14 protein-coding genes are annotated in these 17,804 nt (G+C 49.1%); 9 read left to right on the top strand and 5 right to left on the bottom strand.

Annotation, left to right across the window (positions count from 1 at the left end; translation table 11 throughout):
* The first annotated feature begins 306 nt into the window (after positions 1-306).
* Positions 307-2,799: an EAL domain-containing protein gene (locus tag EH243_RS01030; protein ID WP_126156772.1), complete on the top strand. Its 2,493-nt coding sequence runs from the start codon at positions 307-309 to the stop codon at positions 2,797-2,799.
* A 106-nt stretch (positions 2,800-2,905) separates the two neighbouring features.
* On the opposite strand, the gene EH243_RS01025 is transcribed toward EH243_RS01030, so the two are convergent.
* Together EH243_RS01025 and EH243_RS01020 are read right to left on the bottom strand one after the other, a co-directional pair.
* Complete coding sequence (locus EH243_RS01025; RefSeq protein WP_126156771.1) at positions 2,906-4,369, bottom strand: NAD-dependent succinate-semialdehyde dehydrogenase; 1,464 nt, start codon at positions 4,367-4,369, stop codon at positions 2,906-2,908.
* Positions 4,370-4,576: 207 nt separating this feature from the next.
* Positions 4,577-4,948, bottom strand: coding sequence for a YybH family protein (locus EH243_RS01020; RefSeq protein ID WP_126156770.1), 372 nt, complete (start codon positions 4,946-4,948; stop codon positions 4,577-4,579).
* Positions 4,949-5,054: 106 nt separating this feature from the next.
* Between EH243_RS01020 and EH243_RS01015 the strand changes: the two genes are divergently transcribed.
* Positions 5,055-5,945 (top strand): LysR family transcriptional regulator, encoded by an 891-nt coding sequence (locus tag EH243_RS01015; RefSeq protein WP_126156769.1) that lies wholly within the window; start codon positions 5,055-5,057, stop codon positions 5,943-5,945.
* Between the two features lie 171 nt (positions 5,946-6,116).
* Here EH243_RS01015 and EH243_RS01010 read toward each other — a convergent pair whose 3' ends face one another.
* The 3 genes from EH243_RS01010 to EH243_RS01000 all read right to left on the bottom strand — a co-directional run bounded on the left by EH243_RS01010 (position 6,117) and on the right by EH243_RS01000 (position 9,278).
* Entirely contained in the window at positions 6,117-7,139 is a 1,023-nt protein-coding gene (locus tag EH243_RS01010; protein ID WP_126156768.1) for a phosphotransferase enzyme family protein, read from the bottom strand.
* A complete protein-coding gene (locus EH243_RS01005) occupies positions 7,136-8,443 on the bottom strand; it encodes an aspartate aminotransferase family protein (protein ID WP_126156767.1) in 1,308 nt (435 codons plus the stop codon). Before EH243_RS01005 ends, EH243_RS01010 begins: the two co-directional genes overlap by 4 nt.
* Before the next feature lie 136 nt (positions 8,444-8,579).
* A complete protein-coding gene (locus EH243_RS01000; RefSeq protein ID WP_126156766.1) occupies positions 8,580-9,278 on the bottom strand; it encodes a helix-turn-helix transcriptional regulator in 699 nt (232 codons plus the stop codon).
* Positions 9,279-9,490: 212 nt separating this feature from the next.
* Between EH243_RS01000 and EH243_RS00995 the strand changes: the two genes are divergently transcribed.
* The 7 genes from EH243_RS00995 to EH243_RS00965 all read left to right on the top strand — a co-directional run bounded on the left by EH243_RS00995 (position 9,491) and on the right by EH243_RS00965 (position 17,663).
* Positions 9,491-10,768 (top strand): alginate export family protein, encoded by a 1,278-nt coding sequence (locus tag EH243_RS00995; protein ID WP_126156765.1) that lies wholly within the window; start codon positions 9,491-9,493, stop codon positions 10,766-10,768.
* Positions 10,769-10,836: 68 nt separating this feature from the next.
* Entirely contained in the window at positions 10,837-12,249 is a 1,413-nt protein-coding gene (locus EH243_RS00990; RefSeq protein WP_126156764.1) for an aldehyde dehydrogenase family protein, read from the top strand.
* A gap of 61 nt (positions 12,250-12,310) precedes the next feature.
* Entirely contained in the window at positions 12,311-13,591 is a 1,281-nt protein-coding gene (gene tyrS / locus EH243_RS00985) for a tyrosine--tRNA ligase (protein ID WP_126156763.1), read from the top strand.
* 478 nt (positions 13,592-14,069) lie between these two features.
* Positions 14,070-14,543 carry a universal stress protein gene (locus EH243_RS00980; protein WP_126156762.1) on the top strand — a complete coding sequence of 158 codons (474 nt, stop codon included), beginning with the start codon at positions 14,070-14,072 and terminating at the stop codon, positions 14,541-14,543.
* Positions 14,544-14,577: 34 nt separating this feature from the next.
* Positions 14,578-15,525, top strand: coding sequence for a tripartite tricarboxylate transporter substrate binding protein (locus EH243_RS00975; RefSeq protein WP_126156761.1), 948 nt, complete (start codon positions 14,578-14,580; stop codon positions 15,523-15,525).
* 78 nt (positions 15,526-15,603) lie between these two features.
* Positions 15,604-16,167, top strand: a complete 564-nt coding sequence (locus EH243_RS00970; RefSeq protein ID WP_241234959.1) for a hypothetical protein — start codon at positions 15,604-15,606, stop codon at positions 16,165-16,167.
* 14 nt (positions 16,168-16,181) lie between these two features.
* Positions 16,182-17,663, top strand: a complete 1,482-nt coding sequence (locus EH243_RS00965; RefSeq protein WP_126156760.1) for a tripartite tricarboxylate transporter permease — start codon at positions 16,182-16,184, stop codon at positions 17,661-17,663.
* The last annotated feature ends 141 nt before the right edge of the window (positions 17,664-17,804 follow it).

The following is a 17,804-nucleotide window of genomic DNA, read 5'->3' as shown; positions in this document are numbered from 1 at the left end:
ACCCCAACCATGCTTTAGTCCGCCATATGAGGCATCCATTCACAGAATATTTTAGTCGACTTTTGAGCCCTCAAAACAAGTTCAACAATGTAATCTCGGCCCTGCTAATACAGTACCAATCTCAAGTCAGTCGATGTTCAATCAACATCCTATGTGTGTTTGATTAACATTCAATTATCTTCAAATATTATTCTGTCATCCGTAGATGTGTTCCCGTTGATTAATGAGCCAATCAACCATCCGATTAATACCGAAATAGCGTATAAAAACCTTTCTAAATTTAGGTTTCTCAACAATACTCCCTTGATGATATCGAAAAAGACCGGTCCTCAGGCCGACGGCGCTAGTCCCGAACAGCTATTCAAAATGGCTTTTAATCAACAACATCAATTTTTAGCCCTGATATCGCCCGAAGGCCGAGTGCTTGAGATTAACCAAATGGCACTCAACATGCAGGGTGCTGAGCGTGAAGACTATATTGGCCAGCTACTTTGGGACGCTCCCGCGTGGAAGCAGCTGCCGGAATGGAAAGCGATCTGGCAACAACGTTTTCAACAAGCCGTATCCCAGCGCACAGCGGTCATTACCGAAGATATCTATCACATAGCAGGGGTACCCCATTATGCCGATGCAGTCACAACGGCCCTATACGCTTCAGATGACAGTCGCCTGCTGGTTGGTTACATCGTACAAGCCTCCGATATTACCGAGCGTCGCCTAGCCGAAAACAGGGATTTAGCGATTCAAGAGCGGTTAAATTTTGTGCTCGAACAGAGCCGTACCGGTAGCTGGGATCTTAACCTAGTCGATAACACCGCCTACCGCTCGCCACAACATGATCAGATATTTGGTTACAACACACCCCTGCCCCAATGGACCTACGATATGTTTATCGAACATGTCATACCGGAAGATAGGCCCGATGTAGAACAAAAATTCCAACAGGCGGTTGAGACCAAAGGTGATTGGGATTTTGAGTGTCGCATCAAACGTCACGATGGTGAGATTCGTTGGATCTGGGGCTCCGGCAGCCATCAACTCGATCATTCAGGGCGGGCCGTCAACATGGCGGGGATCGTACAAGACATCACCAAACGCAAACAGTTCGAAACCGATAATCAACATTATGCTGCCGAGTTAAACAGTTTATTTCAGGCACTGCCGGATATCTATTTTCAAATCAGTTCCGACGGCACCATTCTCAATGTACATGCCCACAATCAACATGAGCTGTATCGCGAGCCGAGCTATTTTTTAGGTAAAACGATGCAAGAGGTCTTGCCGCCCAAAATAGGTCAGTTATTTGAAGATAAACTCGCGGAGTTAGAACGTACGCATGTGATGCAGGTCTTTACCTACGCCTTAACCATTAAAGGGGAGTTACGCTACTACGATGCACGCCTGAATCAAATGTCGATAGACCATAAGCTAGTCTGTGTCGTCCGCGATATCACCGATATCACCCGTACGGAAAAAGAGCTTTATCACCTAGCCCACCATGACGCCCTCACCGGACTGCCCAATCGGCTGCTGTTGAATGAATATATAGATCACGCCATTAAACGAGCCAAACGACAAAACTCGTTAATTGCCGTAATCTTCTTTGATCTTGATAATTTTAAAATCATCAATGACAGTTATGGCCATATCGTTGGCGACCTTCTCTTGAAGGAAACCGCTTCCCGCTTGCTAGGTTGCGTAAGAGAGCAAGATTCGGTTTCCCGCATTAGTGGTGATGAATTTATTCTGCTGCTTGAGGATATTAATTACCCTGACAACCTCACTCAGCTGATCGAAAAACTCTTAAAGACATTTCAACAGGAGTTTGTGCTAGCGGACCATACGGCATCGGTCACCGCCAGTATTGGTATCAGCCTTTATCCGCATGACGGACAGGATTCCACCGAACTACTACGCAATGCAGATGCCGCGATGTATCGCGCCAAAAATAATGGCCGCAATACCTACCAGTTTTACGAAGAGGATATGACCAACAGCGCACTTGAGCACATATTCTTCAAAACAAGCTTACAGCAGGCCATAGACAAAGATGAGTTTCATCTCAATTATCAGCCACAGATACGTCTACATGATAATGCTCTGATTGGTATGGAGGTCTTGATTCGCTGGAACCACCCTTCTGAGGGCAATATCCCTCCCGGTAAATTCATCCCTTTTGCCGAGGAATCCAACTTAATTATTCAAATTGGTGAGTGGGTGTTACGCACCGCCTGCTTTCAGGCCAAAAAATGGCTCGATAGCGGTATTGAGTTTGGTCGTATTGCGGTTAATGTCGCCGGCCCACAAATTAAACGGGGCAATCTCGTCGATACCATTAAAACGGTTTTAGCCGAAACAGGCCTACCCGCACGCTATCTCGAAATCGAAGTGACCGAGAGCTATGTTATGCAGGACGCAGATCGGGCCGTCGAGCAGTTGAATGAGATCAAGGCCCTAGGTATCACCTTAGCCATTGATGATTTTGGCACCGGTTACTCATCCCTCAGTTACCTGAAAAAACTACCGATTCATAAGTTAAAGATCGATGGTAGCTTTATCCGCGATATTCCGGTGGATACGGATGATATGGCGATCTCTAAAGCGGTGATTGCCCTAGGTGCCAGCCTTGGGCTCACCGTGATAGCCGAGGGGGTAGAAACCGCCGAACAGGCCCGCTTCCTCAGCCATGCCGGTTGCGATGAGGTACAGGGCTACCTCTACAGCCGGCCCATTGATACCGGTGCGATAGAACAATATCTCACTGAACCAAAAAACAGTTTGCATCCGGTTCACCCATAAAGCGAACCATCGATTTACAGCACAAAAAAAAAGAGCCATCAATCGCAAGACTGACCGCTCTTTTCTCGCTGCTAACGAAACCCTAAGGTGACGTTAGCGCCGTTAATTAACGCTGTAAACCACCCATGCAGATGTACTTCGTTTCCAGATAATCATCCAGACCATACTTGGAGCCTTCACGTCCCTGGCCAGATTCTTTCACGCCACCAAAGGGGATCACTTCAGAGCTGATCGCCGTTTCATTGACGCCCACCATGCCATACTCGATACCTTCAGACACGCGCCAGATACGGCCAACATTTTCAGTGAAAACATAAGCCGCTAGGCCAAACTCAGTATCGTTAGCCATCGCAATAGCCTGCTCTTCGGTACTAAACTTAAACACCGGTGCCACAGGGCCAAAGATCTCTTGTGAGAAGATATCCATGCTGTCGTTCACATCGGTCAGTATGGTCGGCTCGTAGAAGCAGTTACCCAGTGTCGATGGTTTACCACCGGTCACCACATTAGCACCCTGCTTAATCGCAGACTGCACTATGGTATCGATATCGCCTAACGCCTTGGCAGAAACAACCGGCCCATGCGTAGTGTCAGCATCAAAGCCAAAGCCTAAACGGAACTCTTTGACGGCCGCCGCAAATTTTTCGACGAAGGCATCATAGATACCTTCCTGAACCAACAACCGGTTAGCACAGATACAGGTTTGACCTGAGTTGCGGTATTTAGAGATCAACGCACCTTTGACCGCCAGATCGAGATCGGCATCATCAAAGATAATCACGGGTGCGTTACCGCCCAGCTCCATAGAGGTACGCTTCACCGTATCGGCGCACTGTTTCATCAGCAGCTTGCCCACTGGGGTCGAACCGGTAAAGGTCAGTTTTTTAACCGTTGGATTCGATGTCATCTCACCACCAACAGAAGATGAGCGAGCGCTCGGCAACACATTGAACAGACCGGCAGGTAACCCTGCACGATCAGCCAACTCAGCCAGCGCCAATGCCGACAGCGGTGTCTCTCCGGCAGGCTTCAATACGATGGCACAACCAGCCGCTAAAGCAGGCGCCGCCTTACGGGTGATCATCGCATTAGGGAAGTTCCAGGGTGTAATGGCCGCGACCACACCCACTGGTTGCTTAATCACGATACTACGACGGTCGCTTGCCGATGGCAGAATATCGCCATAGATGCGCTTGCCTTCTTCGGCAAACCATTTCAGGTAAGAGGCGCCATAAAGCACCTCACCCTTAGATTCAAACACAGGTTTACCCTGCTCAATCGTCATAATAGCCGCCAGATCATCGATATTGTCGATAATCAGTCCATGCCAACGCTCCAATACCTCAGAACGTTGACCGGCCGGCAACGCTTTCCAGCTCTGCATCGCCGCATCCGCTGCGGCAATAGCACGCGCGGTTTCCGCCTGTCCCACACTCGCAATTTCAGCCACAACAGCACCGGTTGCAGGGTTTAATACGGGAAAACGATCGCCCGCATCACCTTCAACCCACTGCCCATTAATAAACGCTTTAGTCTTTAGCAAAGAGCTGTCATTCAATTCTAATTTCATAGCAATCTCGTTTAACGTTATCGGGCAGCGCCCCGTTGAACCGACCTAATCGGTCGACCTATTACTCGATAGTACATCAAGTTAGTTAACATGTTAAGTTATCGGCACGGCTATTTATCTTTAAAATGACATTTCGTTTATTCAAGCATGCTCACTTCAGCATCGCTAAAAGGTGATCGAGAATCTCAACTATGACTCTACGCTTCGTTATCGTTCACCCTGTACTTCAAATAAGTCATCCGCTAAACGGGCCTTACCATCACGATCAATCACCCATAATTCACGGTGAACAACCCCGAAGGCTTTATTCATCGTCCAGCGCGAACTTAATAGATAACCGCCCTCGGCTTCGACCCATTTAACATCTAAATACTCAACCTCTGCGAATCCTTGATCGATGATCCCTTGCCAGAATGCTTGAATCTCACTCCGACCATTGAATAGACCAAAAGGGCGAGCCTCCATCACAGAGTCTTGCGTATATTGCGCTGCACAGCCTGCTGCATCTTGGTTGTTAAAGGCTTGCTGCCAAGCACTAATACCCTCTTTACAGAGTGCTAATTCATTTGCTGTAGACATGCTGTTTCCTCGATTTATTGAATAATCTGACATCAGCATAAAGGGATGATTGACACGAAAAAACAAACAGATCAGAATTGTTTGTTTCATTTTAGCGAACAATAAAATGATTCAGCTACGCAATATGTCGGTTTTTGCACACGTCGTCGAACAGGGCTCTATTACCGCAGCCGCTGAGCACCTCCAGCTGTCCAAATCCGTTATTAGTCAGCATCTCACGGGGCTTGAACAGGCACTGGGCATTGCCCTTTTGAAGCGCACGACGCGACGGCAGTCATTAACGGTGGCAGGAAAAGCCTTCTACCAACACTGCCGAGAACTCAATCGCCTTGCCGATACCGCATGGCAGGAAGCAAAAAGTACGCGTGCAGAGGCTCAAGGAATTGTAAGAATCACTGCGCCCGACGCATTAATGAGTTCATTAATTGCCCCCGCTATCGCTCGCACCATCAGGCAGCACCCATTACTTAACGTTGAACTACTGAGTAGCGATCAACCGTTGGCGATCGTCGCTGATGATATAGATTTAGCGATAAGGGTGGGTGAATCGAGCAGTAGTACATTAAAGCAAAGACGTCTTGGCGAATTTAGAGATGTTCTCTGTGCCGCCGCCGATATAATCGAGCAAGGCGTGAATGAAAATACGCTGTATATCGCTAATATTTGGCAAGGCTCGGCGATCCATCATCAATTTTTGCATCGCCAAACAGACGATAAATTTGAGTTTTCACCCTCCACATTGTGCAAAGTTGATTCGTTCAACACCGCTACCACGCTCATCCATGAAGGCGCGGGTATTGGCCTAATACCAGACTTCTTACTTGAGCAGTCAAAATCATCCATCAGAGAAATCTTTAGCGACTACCAACTCCCCATTAACCCCGTCTATGCATTACACCCTTATAACAATTTGCTGCCACTCAGCGTGTCAGTCTGCCTAGCCTCGATAGAGCAGCAGCTCAGCAATCTATTGCCGGTAAAAGCGATCAGTCAATAATGGACATCCATGATGATCGTCATCGATCTTCTCGTTAAGCAGAATAACGGCACCGACCCCCTAGTTTCAATTCCAGCATATTTGCGCTTTTTCTAGCGATCTCAATCGCCGCCGTGTATTCGAAGGCCACGTCTTGGTTTACCGCCGCGGCCTAGTTGTTTACTGAAAAACTTAGTGCGCCGCTAGAAACCGCTCGGCCTGCTGGCAAGCGCGACGAATCAATTCTGGTGCTAAGGCTTGCGCAGTTTCGGTCTCCTGACGGCTGCGTATCCAGCCAAGATAGGTAAAACCACGGGCCGTTAGAAAAAGTTCTAACTGGGCTAGGTCGCTATCATTCAGTTCGCGCTGCTGTCGATAACCATCAACCAACGCCGCTTTTGCGGTCTCGTAACCCTTTTCATCGACAATGAAGTAGAGCGCTGTGGCCAGCTCGAACATATGCCAGCCAAAACCCGCATCATCAAAATCCAGTAAGCGCACCCCTACACCATCAGCGATCAAATTTTCCGGTACAAAATCCGCATGGATCATACTGAAATTTTGCTCGTTCTTGGGTAACGGCGCTAACAGTTGCTGAACCTTCTTTCGCGCCGCGATAATCAACGCCTGCTGTTCTACGGTCAGCAACTCAAGCTCCCAGAAACGCCCCCAAAAAGGCTGTTCACCCACCAAACCGTCACAATCCCACGCATGACGTTCAAAACCATCGGGCAGCGACCAATCACAAGCCTGATTATGTAACCGGGCCGCGGTTTCACCAATCGCACCATACAACTGGGCCAGCTGTTCGATATCATCACTCACGCCTTGCTCAACACACCCCAGCGGAGCGCCCTCGATCCAAGCAAACAGGTCGATCTGACGCGGTTCCGGCACAGCATCAACCTGCTCAGTGACGAGTAGTTCCCCGTTTGCCGTAGGTATCACTTCAGGCACTAACACCCCGGCATCAATCAGTGCCGCCATCCACTGCAACTCTGAATGCAGCGCCCGAGAGCTATGGTAACCCGGTCGGTGGATGCGCAGTGCATAGCGCACCCCCTCGGTGGTGAGCACCTCAAATACAGCATTCTCCCGATATTTAATCGGTTCTATCTGCGCCACATCGAAAGGCCAGTGTGATAATGCCTGCACCGCTAACGACTGTAGCTGGTCAATCTGTTGGGCCGGGCTTAAGCTATAAAAGCAACTCATGCGCTGGTCTCCTGACTGACTAGGTACAGCACTTCATCCAAGGTCGAAAGAAGAATATCCGCATGTTCAGGCTGAAACGGCATCGGCGGGCGCAGCTTCAAGATGGAATCGTAAACCCCAATAGTGCTGATCAACACGCCCCGTTCGCGCATCAAATTGATTATTCGGCGAGCTTCCGCAATGGCGGGCTGCTTAGTGGTTAAGTCCTGCACCAGCTCAACGGCAAAGAACATCCCGAGATCCCGAACATCACCGATGAGCGAATATGTCTGCTGTAATTTACGCAGCCCAGCACTCACATAGGCACCGGTAGAAACGGCGTTTTCCATTAACCGCTCTTCCGCTAACACATCTAACACCGCCATACCCACAGCACAGGAGACGGGTGTCCCCCCAAAGGTATTAAAATACATCGCTTGTTGACTGAAGGCTTCAATCATATCCCCACGGGCGACGACCCCAGCCAAAGGGTGACAATTGCCCATCGGTTTACCCAAGGTGACGATGTCCGGTGTCAGGTCATACCATTGATGGGCCCACATATGTTTCCCACTACGACCAAAACCCGCTTGTACTTCATCGGCAATCAACACGCCACCGGCTTTGCGTACCAACGCTGTGGCTCGTTCAAGGAAACCCTTGGGTACGGTTAATAGGCCTTCATTAGCAAAATCAGGGCACACCAACATCCCTGCCACCTTAATCCCTTCGGCTTCAAATTCATCAATTGCTTGCTGTACTTGAGCGACATAGCGATCCGCTAAATCCGCTTCATCAACCCCACTCACACCACGATAAGAATCCGGTATAGCAAAGGATTTAACCCGCTTTGTCAGCTTGGCTTCCGGCATAAAACCGGTACCTAGTTCGGCCACCGCCTCGGTATTTCCGTGATAGGCAAAATCGGTAACGATAATGCCCTGATGACCGGTACAAAAACGGGCCATTCGCAGTGCTAATTCATTCGCTTCGCTACCCGTACAGGTCAGCATTGCCATGGATAAGTCTTCGCCAAAGCTGGCCGTCAGCCGCTCCATATACTCGACGATATTGTTATGCAGATAACGTGTATGAATATTGAGCGTGCTCGCCTGCTGATGCAGTGCGGCCACCACCTTCGGGTGACAGTGACCAACGTGGGGGACGTTATTGTAGACATCCAGATAGCGGTTGCCTTCAGGGTCAAATAACCAAACCCCTTCCCCTCGTACCAACTGTAGAGGACGTTCATAAAATAGTGGCGAGCTTTTACCCATCACTTTAAAACGACGGTGTAACAGTTCAGTATTTACAGTGTTCAACATTTTATTATCCTGCCTAACATCAGGACTGGCCCTGATGAGTGCTGACAGGAGTATCTAATTTAGACGCTGAATCGGGTATCCATCAAAAGGTGGAAGCGAAAAAATTGCTGGCAAGAAGAGCTTAATTTGTGCGTCGTTACAGCTGCAACAACGGTAAAATCTTGGCGATCAGTTCGCTGCGAGATTGCACCGAGACTTTTTGAAAGATGTTATGTAGATGGGTTTTAATGGTGGCAAGCCCGAGGCCGAGCGCCAAGGCAATCTCTTTATTACTCGAACCACTTAACAATAACTCAAGCACATCGAGTTCCCGCTCGGTTAGCGCATAGTGATCGGTAATAGACTGTCGTTCATCATTGCGATGCGGCAGATATACCGCATTTAAACTGTATTCAAGGAACGGCTGTAGGCTGCGCAACAGATGTAGTTCATGGGTGCTGTAGTTGCCCAATCCCGCTTCACGCAACATCGTCAGTACCGCAATAATGCGTCCCTCATGCCGAAAAAGCATATCCGCCACAAAACGATGATTATTGGGCACCATAAACTCTTGATAATAGATGGTCTGCTTCAATAAGTGGGGTGACATCTGTGAATCCAAGGTTACCACCCGATCATCCCGATTGGTAAAGCGTTCGGGATTTAACGGGTCCATTTGGCTATAGGCCGCTTCATACTGTTTCTCAATATCCGCACCGCTTTTATACACCACCGCACCCCGATGGCGCATATCCGGCTCAACTAAGAAAAACACCAACTCGCTTAACGGCATTAGATCATTAATCAGGGCTAACGCTTTTCGCTGAAATTCATTGGGAAATTTAGGTGCTGTCATATGTCTGATCCACAGGGCTAGCGATGCAAGCTTGTCAGTATGCCGCAGCAACACTCACAGGCAACAAAAAACGGTCCAAATCAACCATACGGTTGATTACTTTCTCGACTAAATACGCGTCGAATACAGTTACAGCATATCTGCCGGCCTTCCCCCCTTCAGTCGGTGGTGCTGTGATACAAAAACAAAGAATCCCCTGGAGGATCATATCGATGACTCAACACTTTACACATAAACTCTCTACCGTTGCCTTGGGTGCCGCCATTGCCCTCGCATCAGGTAGCGCCTCTGCCTACAACCTTTATGACGATGACGGTTCGCAGCTTAACCTAGACATTGAAGCGGTTTTTGGTACCTTCAGTAGTAACGAAAACTATTTCGGCAAATCGGGTAATGACTCTTCTTGGCAGGAAGGCTATATAAAAGCCGGGTTCAGTGGTAGTCATGCACTCAATGATGACAGCACCGTTTACGGTGGCCTTAATGTTGTTTCATCCGGCACCTGGGGTGATGGCGATGCGGCAGGCAATACCGATGGTAGTGAACGGCGCACGGCACTCGAAGATGCTTTTATCGGTATTCGCAGCGGCATTATTGATGTTTCGTTAGGCCGCCAGAACATCACCATCGGTGATGGTTTCCTCATCAACGGCGACGCCTTAAACGTTGGTAGCGGTGAAACTCTGCCGTCTTTTGCTGATAACCGAGGTGGGGCTTACTGGCTCGCAGCCCGTAAAGCATTCGACCAAACCTTTTGGCTTAAAATTGGCGGCGAACAGGGTTTCCGCTCGGATATGTTTTGGTTTAAATCCGACAATGCCATGCAAGATAATGTCGAGATGGCCGGTATCAACGTTGAGTATAACAACGATATAGGTACTTTCGGCGTCATGCACCTGAAAGGCTTAGATGCCGATCAAGTTGCCACCGACCGTGATGGCCAAACCACCAACAGCATTCGTTACCAAGGTAATGCTGGCGTTGAGAACCTCTTTTTATCAGCTGAATTTGTCAATCAAGAAAGCGGCTCGGGTGTTGATGCTGATGCTTGGTATGCCGAAGCCGGCTGGACCTTTGCAAAGACCACCTGGTCACCGCAACTGAGTTATCGTTATACCCGTTATGATGATAATTTCGACTCGCTGTTCTTCGGCTTTAACCGTGGCTACGGCACATGGTTCCAAGGTGAAGTCGCCGCGAACTATGCTGGACCTTTTGGCTCTTCCGCTACCATTCAACACCTAGCCCTAAAAGCTTCACCGACGGAAATGCTATCAGTAGGCGCACTGTTCTTTGACTTCAGTGATTCAAGCACCTTCGGCGCCAACTCTGAAGGCCAAGAGCTGGATATTTATGCTGAATGGGTGGTCAACGATCACCTGATTATCAGCCCGCTGATCGGCATCTATTCACCGGATAATGACAATCAGACTCAAAATAGCGACGATGATAATCTTTATGCTCAGGTCATCGCTATCGTACCGTTCTAATCACCGAGGCTAATACCCAGTGATACAGAGCCCTGCATGCAGGGCTCATCTGTTTTAAGGAGACCCAGATGCAAACTCATTTTTCACTCACTATTAATGGCCAACAGACGGGCGGCGACGCCGGTCAGTTTGATGTGCTCAACCCTGCAACTGAAACGATGGTTGCGTCTGCCCCACTGGCCTCTGTTGATCAGCTCGATCAGGCGGTAGAAGCCGCTGCCGAAGCGTTTAAATCTTGGCAACACACCCCTGATGCCGAACGTCAGGCGCTGTTGCACAGCATCGCGGATGTTATCGCCGCCAATGCCGATGAACTAGCTGAGATCATTGTCTTGGAACAGGGCAAACCGATGTTTCTTGCCCATGCAGAAGTAACCGGTGCCGTCGCTTGGACCCGTTACAATGCCGACCTTCCAATCCCCGTCGACATTATCGAAGATAGCGAGCATAAGCGGATTGAAGCACATCATAAGCCATTGGGTGTTGTCGCCTCTATTACCCCCTGGAACTGGCCTTTAATGATCGCCATCTGGCATATCATGCCGGCCCTGCGCACCGGTAATACGGTTGTTTGCAAGCCCTCTGAATATACCCCACTGAACACCCTCAGGCTGGTAGAGTTGATCAACCAAGTCCTGCCTGCTGGGGTGCTCAATGTGGTCACCGGCCAAGCTGAAATCGGCGGCGCGATCAGCAGCCACCCCGGCATCAGCAAAATAGTCTTTACCGGTTCAACACCTACCGGTCAGCGGATTATGAGCAGCGCCGCCACCAACCTTAAACGCCTGACATTAGAACTTGGCGGTAATGATGCGGCAATTATTTTGCCTGATGTCGATGTTGATGCCGTGGCCGAAGGTATTTTTCAAACCGCCTTCCTCAATATGGGACAAACCTGCGCAGCCCTTAAGCGCCTCTATGTCCATGATGATATCTATGATGCGCTGTGTAACAAGTTGGTCGAACTGGCCCAAGCGCAGGTAGTCGGCAATGGTCTGGACGCTGAGGTGACCTTTGGCCCCGTACAGAATGCGAATCAATTAAAAATCGTCACCACCTTGGTTGATGATGCTAAAGCACAGGGCGCTCGGATTTTGTGCGGCGGCGAACGACTAGCAGGCCCAGGCTACTTCTTCCCACCAACCCTGGTCGCCGATATAACTGACGGTACCCGCTTAGTCGATGAAGAACAGTTTGGCCCAGTACTGCCAATTATCCGTTATCAGGATGTTGAAGAAGCGCTGGCCCGCGCCAATGCAGCCGATGTAGGCCTTGGCGGCTCTATCTGGTCGGCGGATATTGACACCGCTACGCAATTAGCCAACCGCCTTGAATGTGGTACCGCGTGGATCAATGGCCATGCCGAAGTACTGCCGCACGCACCCTTTGGTGGCTGTAAAATGTCTGGATTCGGTGTCGAGTTTGGCGAGCAAGGGATGCTCGAATATACCCGTCTGCAGGTTATCAATATCAACAAATAATCTCTGCCCGTTGCGGGGTAAACGCCCCGCTTACTGTTAAATTACCAATAATGACACCCAAATGACCGATAACACCCTACTTAATGACCTTCAGGGTCGAGGACTGATCGCCCAACACAGTGGCGACATCGATATACTGGCTGAACACCTACAACAGCCCCGCACGCTCTATTGTGGCTTTGACCCTACCGCAGATAGCCTCCATATTGGCCACCTCGTGCCATTATTGATGTTAAAGCGGTTTCAACTGGCAGGCCATCGCCCCGTCGCACTGATTGGTGGTGCCACCGGCATGATTGGTGATCCAAGCTTTAAAGCGACTGAGCGCAGCCTCAACACGGCCGAAACCGTCGATCGTTGGATTCAAAGCATTAGCCATCAGCTATCCCTCTTTATCAATACTGATAAGACGAATAATGCGGCCCTCATTGCCAATAATGGCGACTGGATGGCTGACATGGATATCATGTCTTTTTTGCGTGATATCGGTAAGCATTTCTCCGTCAATGCGATGATTAATAAGGAGTCCGTGCGGCAACGTATCGAGCGCCCCGATCAAGGCATATCGTTTACTGAATTTTCCTATAGCTTGCTTCAGTCCTACGACTTTACCGAACTGAATCGCCGTTATGACTGCACGCTACAGATTGGCGGTAATGATCAATGGGGTAACATCACCGCCGGCATTGATCTAACCCGTCGCCTCAATCAACAATCGGTATTCGGCATAACCTTACCGCTGATCACTAAAGCCGATGGTACCAAGTTTGGTAAAACAGAATCCGGCGCTATCTGGCTCGACCCACACAAGACCTCGCCCTATGGTTTCTACCAGTTTTGGCTCAATACCGCCGATGCCGATGTGTACCGCTTTCTGCGTTATTACACCTTTTTATCTCTCAAAGAGATTCAGCAAATAGAGCAAGATGATCAACAGCGGGCACAAAAACCCGAAGCGCAACGTATTCTAGCCGAACAGATGACCCGCCTCGTGCATGGTGATTGTGCCCTTGAACAGGCTCAACGAATCTCCAGCGCGCTGTTTAGTGGTCAAGTCGGGGACCTAAGCCTGGCGGAGTTTCAGCAACTCGAACAGGACGGTTTGCCCTGCTGCGAAGTGAGCCAGCCCATGACCTTGACGGATCTACTGGTCAGCTCAGATCTGGCTTCCTCACGCCGTCAGGCGCGAGAATTTATCGCTGCTGGCGCGGTACAACTGAATGGCGTCACCGCCACAGATGCCGATCAAGCGATTACGCCAGCCGTGGCACTGCATCAACGCTTTGTGCTACTACGCCGAGGCAAGAAACAGTTCACACTCGCCTGCCTTAACCAAGGTTAATGGTTCGCCCGGTGGTAACAGCGATCTTGGCTCAACCCTTTGGTCGATACCGAACAGTGTAGCGAACAGGCTTAATAGCATAGTCTGTTGTTCTGGCTCGACAGGCAGCGTACCACTGACACCATGAATAGACTTGCAGCAACATCCAGTGAGTGCGTCGTTTCGCACGTCTTCTGTTGAAGGCTTTTAAGAGCTTACTCCGGCAAGCTCTTTTTTTTTGTCCTTAACTTACCCCTCTCAACCCTTTGGTCGATAGTGCCACCCCCAACAAATCCGCTTAAATAGATCACAGACAGCAACGTCATTGGGCCGCAACAGAACCCGCTCACCGTTACACAGAGATAATTTGCACAAACGGATGAGGCGGTTCTGCTGCTGATAAGATCGTAGAAAAGCCCGATCAACCATATGGTTGATATTCAGTGGTGACGTTTTGCTCTGTAATGAGATGTAAGAAGAATTCAAACGGACTATTAATATGCTACCTGACATCGACACCATTCTGTACGCCAGTGATATCACTGAAGGCAGCCGACCGGCGTTTCGGATGGCCGTCAAACAGGCGATTAATAACCACGCACGTATCGTATTCCTGCACGCACTCGAACCGATGGATGATTTTATCGACGATTTCTTGCCGGTCAATGCATCGCAAAAACATAAGCAGCAATTGATCGACAGTTTCAGGCAGCGTATCGGCGAGCGCATAAAAGCATTTCTTAGCAGTGAGCTCGATGATGATTTCGAACTGCCTTATGAACCAACAATTCAAGTTTCGCCTGGCAAGCCCGATCAGGTTATCCTGAAAGCGGCTAAGCGATTGAATGCAAGCATGATCATTATGGGAGATAGAGAAACCTCGTCCATGTCTCGCGTCTTTCTGGGCTCAACGGCCCAAAAGGTGATTCACCATAGCGAAATCCCAGTACTGATCGTGCCATTAAAAAAATAATTTATAACAATCAAGAAAACTTAGAGGAACGCCCATGAAGACAATAATAAAAGCCTGTGCTTTCGCCGCGCTTGCCGCCACACCCTTTGTCAGTTCGGTCGCTGCCGCGGCCGACTACCCAAATCGCCCCGTCAAATTCGTTGTGCCATGGCCTCCTGGTGATCTAGAAGACATTCTCACCCGCATCATCGCGGAAGAGATGGCTAAAGAAACCGGTAAACCCGCCACTGTTGTCAACAAACCTGGCGGCGCAGGTATTGTGGGTGCATCAGATGTATCCCGTGCTCGACCTGATGGTCTGACCATCGGCTCTTTTGTGGCCGATATTCTTACCACTCATCTGCTATCCGGTAATGCACCTTATAAACAAGACACCTTTGAGCCGGTTGGTATCTTTCTAGATTACCCCTTTGTCTTGGCCACCAAAGCAGATTCCGCCTATAACAATATAGACGAGCTCGCTGAATACTCGCAGCAACATAAAGTGTCACTCGGTCACTTTGGTTATCAAGCACTGCCAACCGCAATCACCTTTAAAGTTGCCGAGCAAGAGGGAATTAAATTCTCATCCAATGCCGCATTCGACTCTAACGACTGCTCCACGTTAGCTAACGGCGATGCTGACGTCATCAACACTACCACCCAGCAGATTCTTGCTTGCTTGAAATCCGGTGATGTTAAACTGCTCGCATCACTGACCCGCGATCGCCTTAGTATTGCGCCTGATGTTGCCACACTAAATGAACAAACCGGTATCAGCCAAACCACTTGGAACGGCCTGTTTGTTAAAAAAGGCACACCAGAGCACATCAAAAATCGTATCGCTGAGATCGCTGAAAAAGCGCTTTCTACTGATCGGATTAAAGAGCTGAGTGCCACCACCGGTGCTGGTATTTATTGGATCAGCGGTAAACTCACTGAAGACGTGGTCGCCAATGACTATGAAGCCTCTAAAGCGTTACTGGAGTACATGAAAGAGTAATGCCTGCCATCACTGCAGCCGCCATCCCGGTGCGCTGCAGTCCCTCCCTGCTAATTCAAAATAATAAGGGTCTAACTCATGAGTAGTCTGGTAAATAACACCGACAATGATACCGACGAGCTGCCTCAGGAAAAACGTTATGGCATCTACTGGTGTATCCTCGCACTGGCACTGATATTACTGTGCTTATTACCCTTTCAAACGCCCTTGATTAACACCCAGCGAGGTTGGTTTTTACAGCCAATGTTTGGCTCATCCGTGGGGTTATCGCTATTAGTCATTTTTACCAGTGTGCGGGTTATTCAATCCATCAAAGATGGCTTTCTTAAGCGCTGGAACGTTATCGAATCACTGTTCGAAACCCTCAGTAGCTACCGTACCGCACTGATTTCGGCAGTCCTTTTCTTTGTCTATATCAATTCGCTGTCGGTATTGGGTTTTACCCTCTCAACCCTGCTGTTTACCACAACCCTATTGTGGTTATCTCGCTTGCTGGATCGCACTTGGTTTCTCGCGTCGCTGGGAACTCTCATAGAGATGATCTTGATTTTCCGTGTCGGTGTCAGCCTGTGGTTACCGGATGTATGGCTGTACAGCCTGCTACCGGATAGCTGGTCTGACATTGCTAACCAATATCTATAAGACGTAACTTTGATATGGAAACCCTACTCTTAGGTTTAAACGAAGTCGGTACACTCAATGTGTTACTGGCGATTATTATCGGCGCACTCATCGGCGTTACCATTGGCTCAATACCAGGCCTTGAACCAGCAGGTGTCATTGCCATTCTCTTGCCCCTGAGTTTTTCAATGGAACCTCTTGCCGGTGTATCCCTATTGTTAGGGGTCTACGGTGGTGCCTGGTATGGCGGTGCGATACCGGCCATTCTAATGAATACCCCAGGCACCCCAGTTGCCGTGTTAACCACCTATGATGGTTATCCGATGACTCTGCGTGGTGAAGGTAAAAAGGCCCTTGCTATTGCTTACACCTCATCCTTTGTTGGCGGCATTATCAGCGTGCTATCGCTCGTGCTGCTGGCGCCGATGCTATCTCAAATTGCACGGCTGTTTGGCTCGGCTGAATTTGCAATGCTGGCGGCTCTGGGGATGATTTTTGTTGTCCTAGCCCACCGTAAACATGTTGTCGAGGCGGCAATGATGTTGGGGCTCGGTATGTTCCTTGGCACCATCGGTCTCGATCGGTCATTCAGTACGCAGGTTTATACCTTTCATCAAGAATGGCTACTCAACGGCATCCCATTGGTACCAGCCGTGATCGGTCTGTTTGCCATGTCGCAAGCCTTTGTACTACTTTCTGTCCGTGAAAATGATTCCAGTGTCACCAAACTCGAAGGTGAAGGGTTATTTGGCGGCTTTGGCGTATTATTAAAGCACAAGATCACCGTTATCCGCTCTGCGGCCTTAGGGGTTGTCATGGGGCTATTGCCGGGGGTTGGTGAATTTGGTTCGCAGTTCTTTTCTTATACTCTGGCGCAAAAATTCTCCAAGACACCAGAAAAATTTGGCCACGGCGCTCCCGAAGGTATCATCGCCTCAGAAACCTCCAATAATGCGGTCACCGCCTCGGTGATGATCCCCTTACTGGCATTCGGCATTCCCGCTGATGCGCTAATGGCGATGTTATTGGCAGTGTTTATGGTACATAACTATGTGCCCGGCCCTACCCTCTTTGCCGAACGTCCCGAGTTTATTTCTGGGCTTTATATCTCGCTGTTTTTGATGAACATCGTCGTGTTTGTCTACCTCACTTTTGCGACCAAATGGATCGTCAACCTAACCCGCATTCGGGGACGCTTTATCGGCGCCTTTATACTCGTGCTGGGGTTTGTCGGTAGTTACAGCCAAAACTATCAGTTCTCCGATGCTATGATCGCCTTAGGCTTTGCAATATTTGGATATGTGTTACGTAAAAATGATATCCCTGCGGTTCCGGTCATTCTCGGACTGGTACTAGGGCCGGTTTTTCTCACCCGTTTTCGCCAAGCAATGGGCGTTGCCGGCGGCGATCTAAGTATCTTTATTAGCCGTCCGATCAGTCTGACACTGCTGTCTCTGATTGTGTTGTCGATTACGGTCTATCTATGGAGTAACTATAAAGCCAAACGCTCGGGATAACCTCCCCTATGCGCTAACCCACTAACGCCTGATCGCTGTTCGATAACAACAATGATCAGGTGTTTTTGTATGCCCAAACACATATTTAACTTAATATATTAAGTTGTTTTTGCTGGTTAATTATCGTACTGTATTTCTCTT

This window comes from Amphritea opalescens (assembly GCF_003957515.1).
Lineage (GTDB): Bacteria > Pseudomonadota > Gammaproteobacteria > Pseudomonadales > Balneatricaceae > Amphritea > Amphritea opalescens.
The sequence above is the reverse complement of the archived record's forward strand: the minus strand, read 5'-3'. Positions and strand labels throughout refer to the sequence as shown.

Coding starts and splice junctions, on each gene's coding strand:
- EH243_RS01030 (WP_126156772.1), top strand. CDS start 307: ATGATATCGAAAAAGACCGGTCCTCAGGCCGACGGCGCTAGTCCCGAA.
- EH243_RS01025 (WP_126156771.1), bottom strand. CDS start 4,369: ATGAAATTAGAATTGAATGACAGCTCTTTGCTAAAGACTAAAGCGTTT.
- EH243_RS01020 (WP_126156770.1), bottom strand. CDS start 4,948: ATGTCTACAGCAAATGAATTAGCACTCTGTAAAGAGGGTATTAGTGCT.
- EH243_RS01015 (WP_126156769.1), top strand. CDS start 5,055: ATGATTCAGCTACGCAATATGTCGGTTTTTGCACACGTCGTCGAACAG.
- EH243_RS01010 (WP_126156768.1), bottom strand. CDS start 7,139: ATGAGTTGCTTTTATAGCTTAAGCCCGGCCCAACAGATTGACCAGCTA.
- EH243_RS01005 (WP_126156767.1), bottom strand. CDS start 8,443: ATGTTGAACACTGTAAATACTGAACTGTTACACCGTCGTTTTAAAGTG.
- EH243_RS01000 (WP_126156766.1), bottom strand. CDS start 9,278: ATGACAGCACCTAAATTTCCCAATGAATTTCAGCGAAAAGCGTTAGCC.
- EH243_RS00995 (WP_126156765.1), top strand. CDS start 9,491: ATGACTCAACACTTTACACATAAACTCTCTACCGTTGCCTTGGGTGCC.
- EH243_RS00990 (WP_126156764.1), top strand. CDS start 10,837: ATGCAAACTCATTTTTCACTCACTATTAATGGCCAACAGACGGGCGGC.
- tyrS (WP_126156763.1), top strand. CDS start 12,311: ATGACCGATAACACCCTACTTAATGACCTTCAGGGTCGAGGACTGATC.
- EH243_RS00980 (WP_126156762.1), top strand. CDS start 14,070: ATGCTACCTGACATCGACACCATTCTGTACGCCAGTGATATCACTGAA.
- EH243_RS00975 (WP_126156761.1), top strand. CDS start 14,578: ATGAAGACAATAATAAAAGCCTGTGCTTTCGCCGCGCTTGCCGCCACA.
- EH243_RS00970 (WP_241234959.1), top strand. CDS start 15,604: ATGAGTAGTCTGGTAAATAACACCGACAATGATACCGACGAGCTGCCT.
- EH243_RS00965 (WP_126156760.1), top strand. CDS start 16,182: ATGGAAACCCTACTCTTAGGTTTAAACGAAGTCGGTACACTCAATGTG.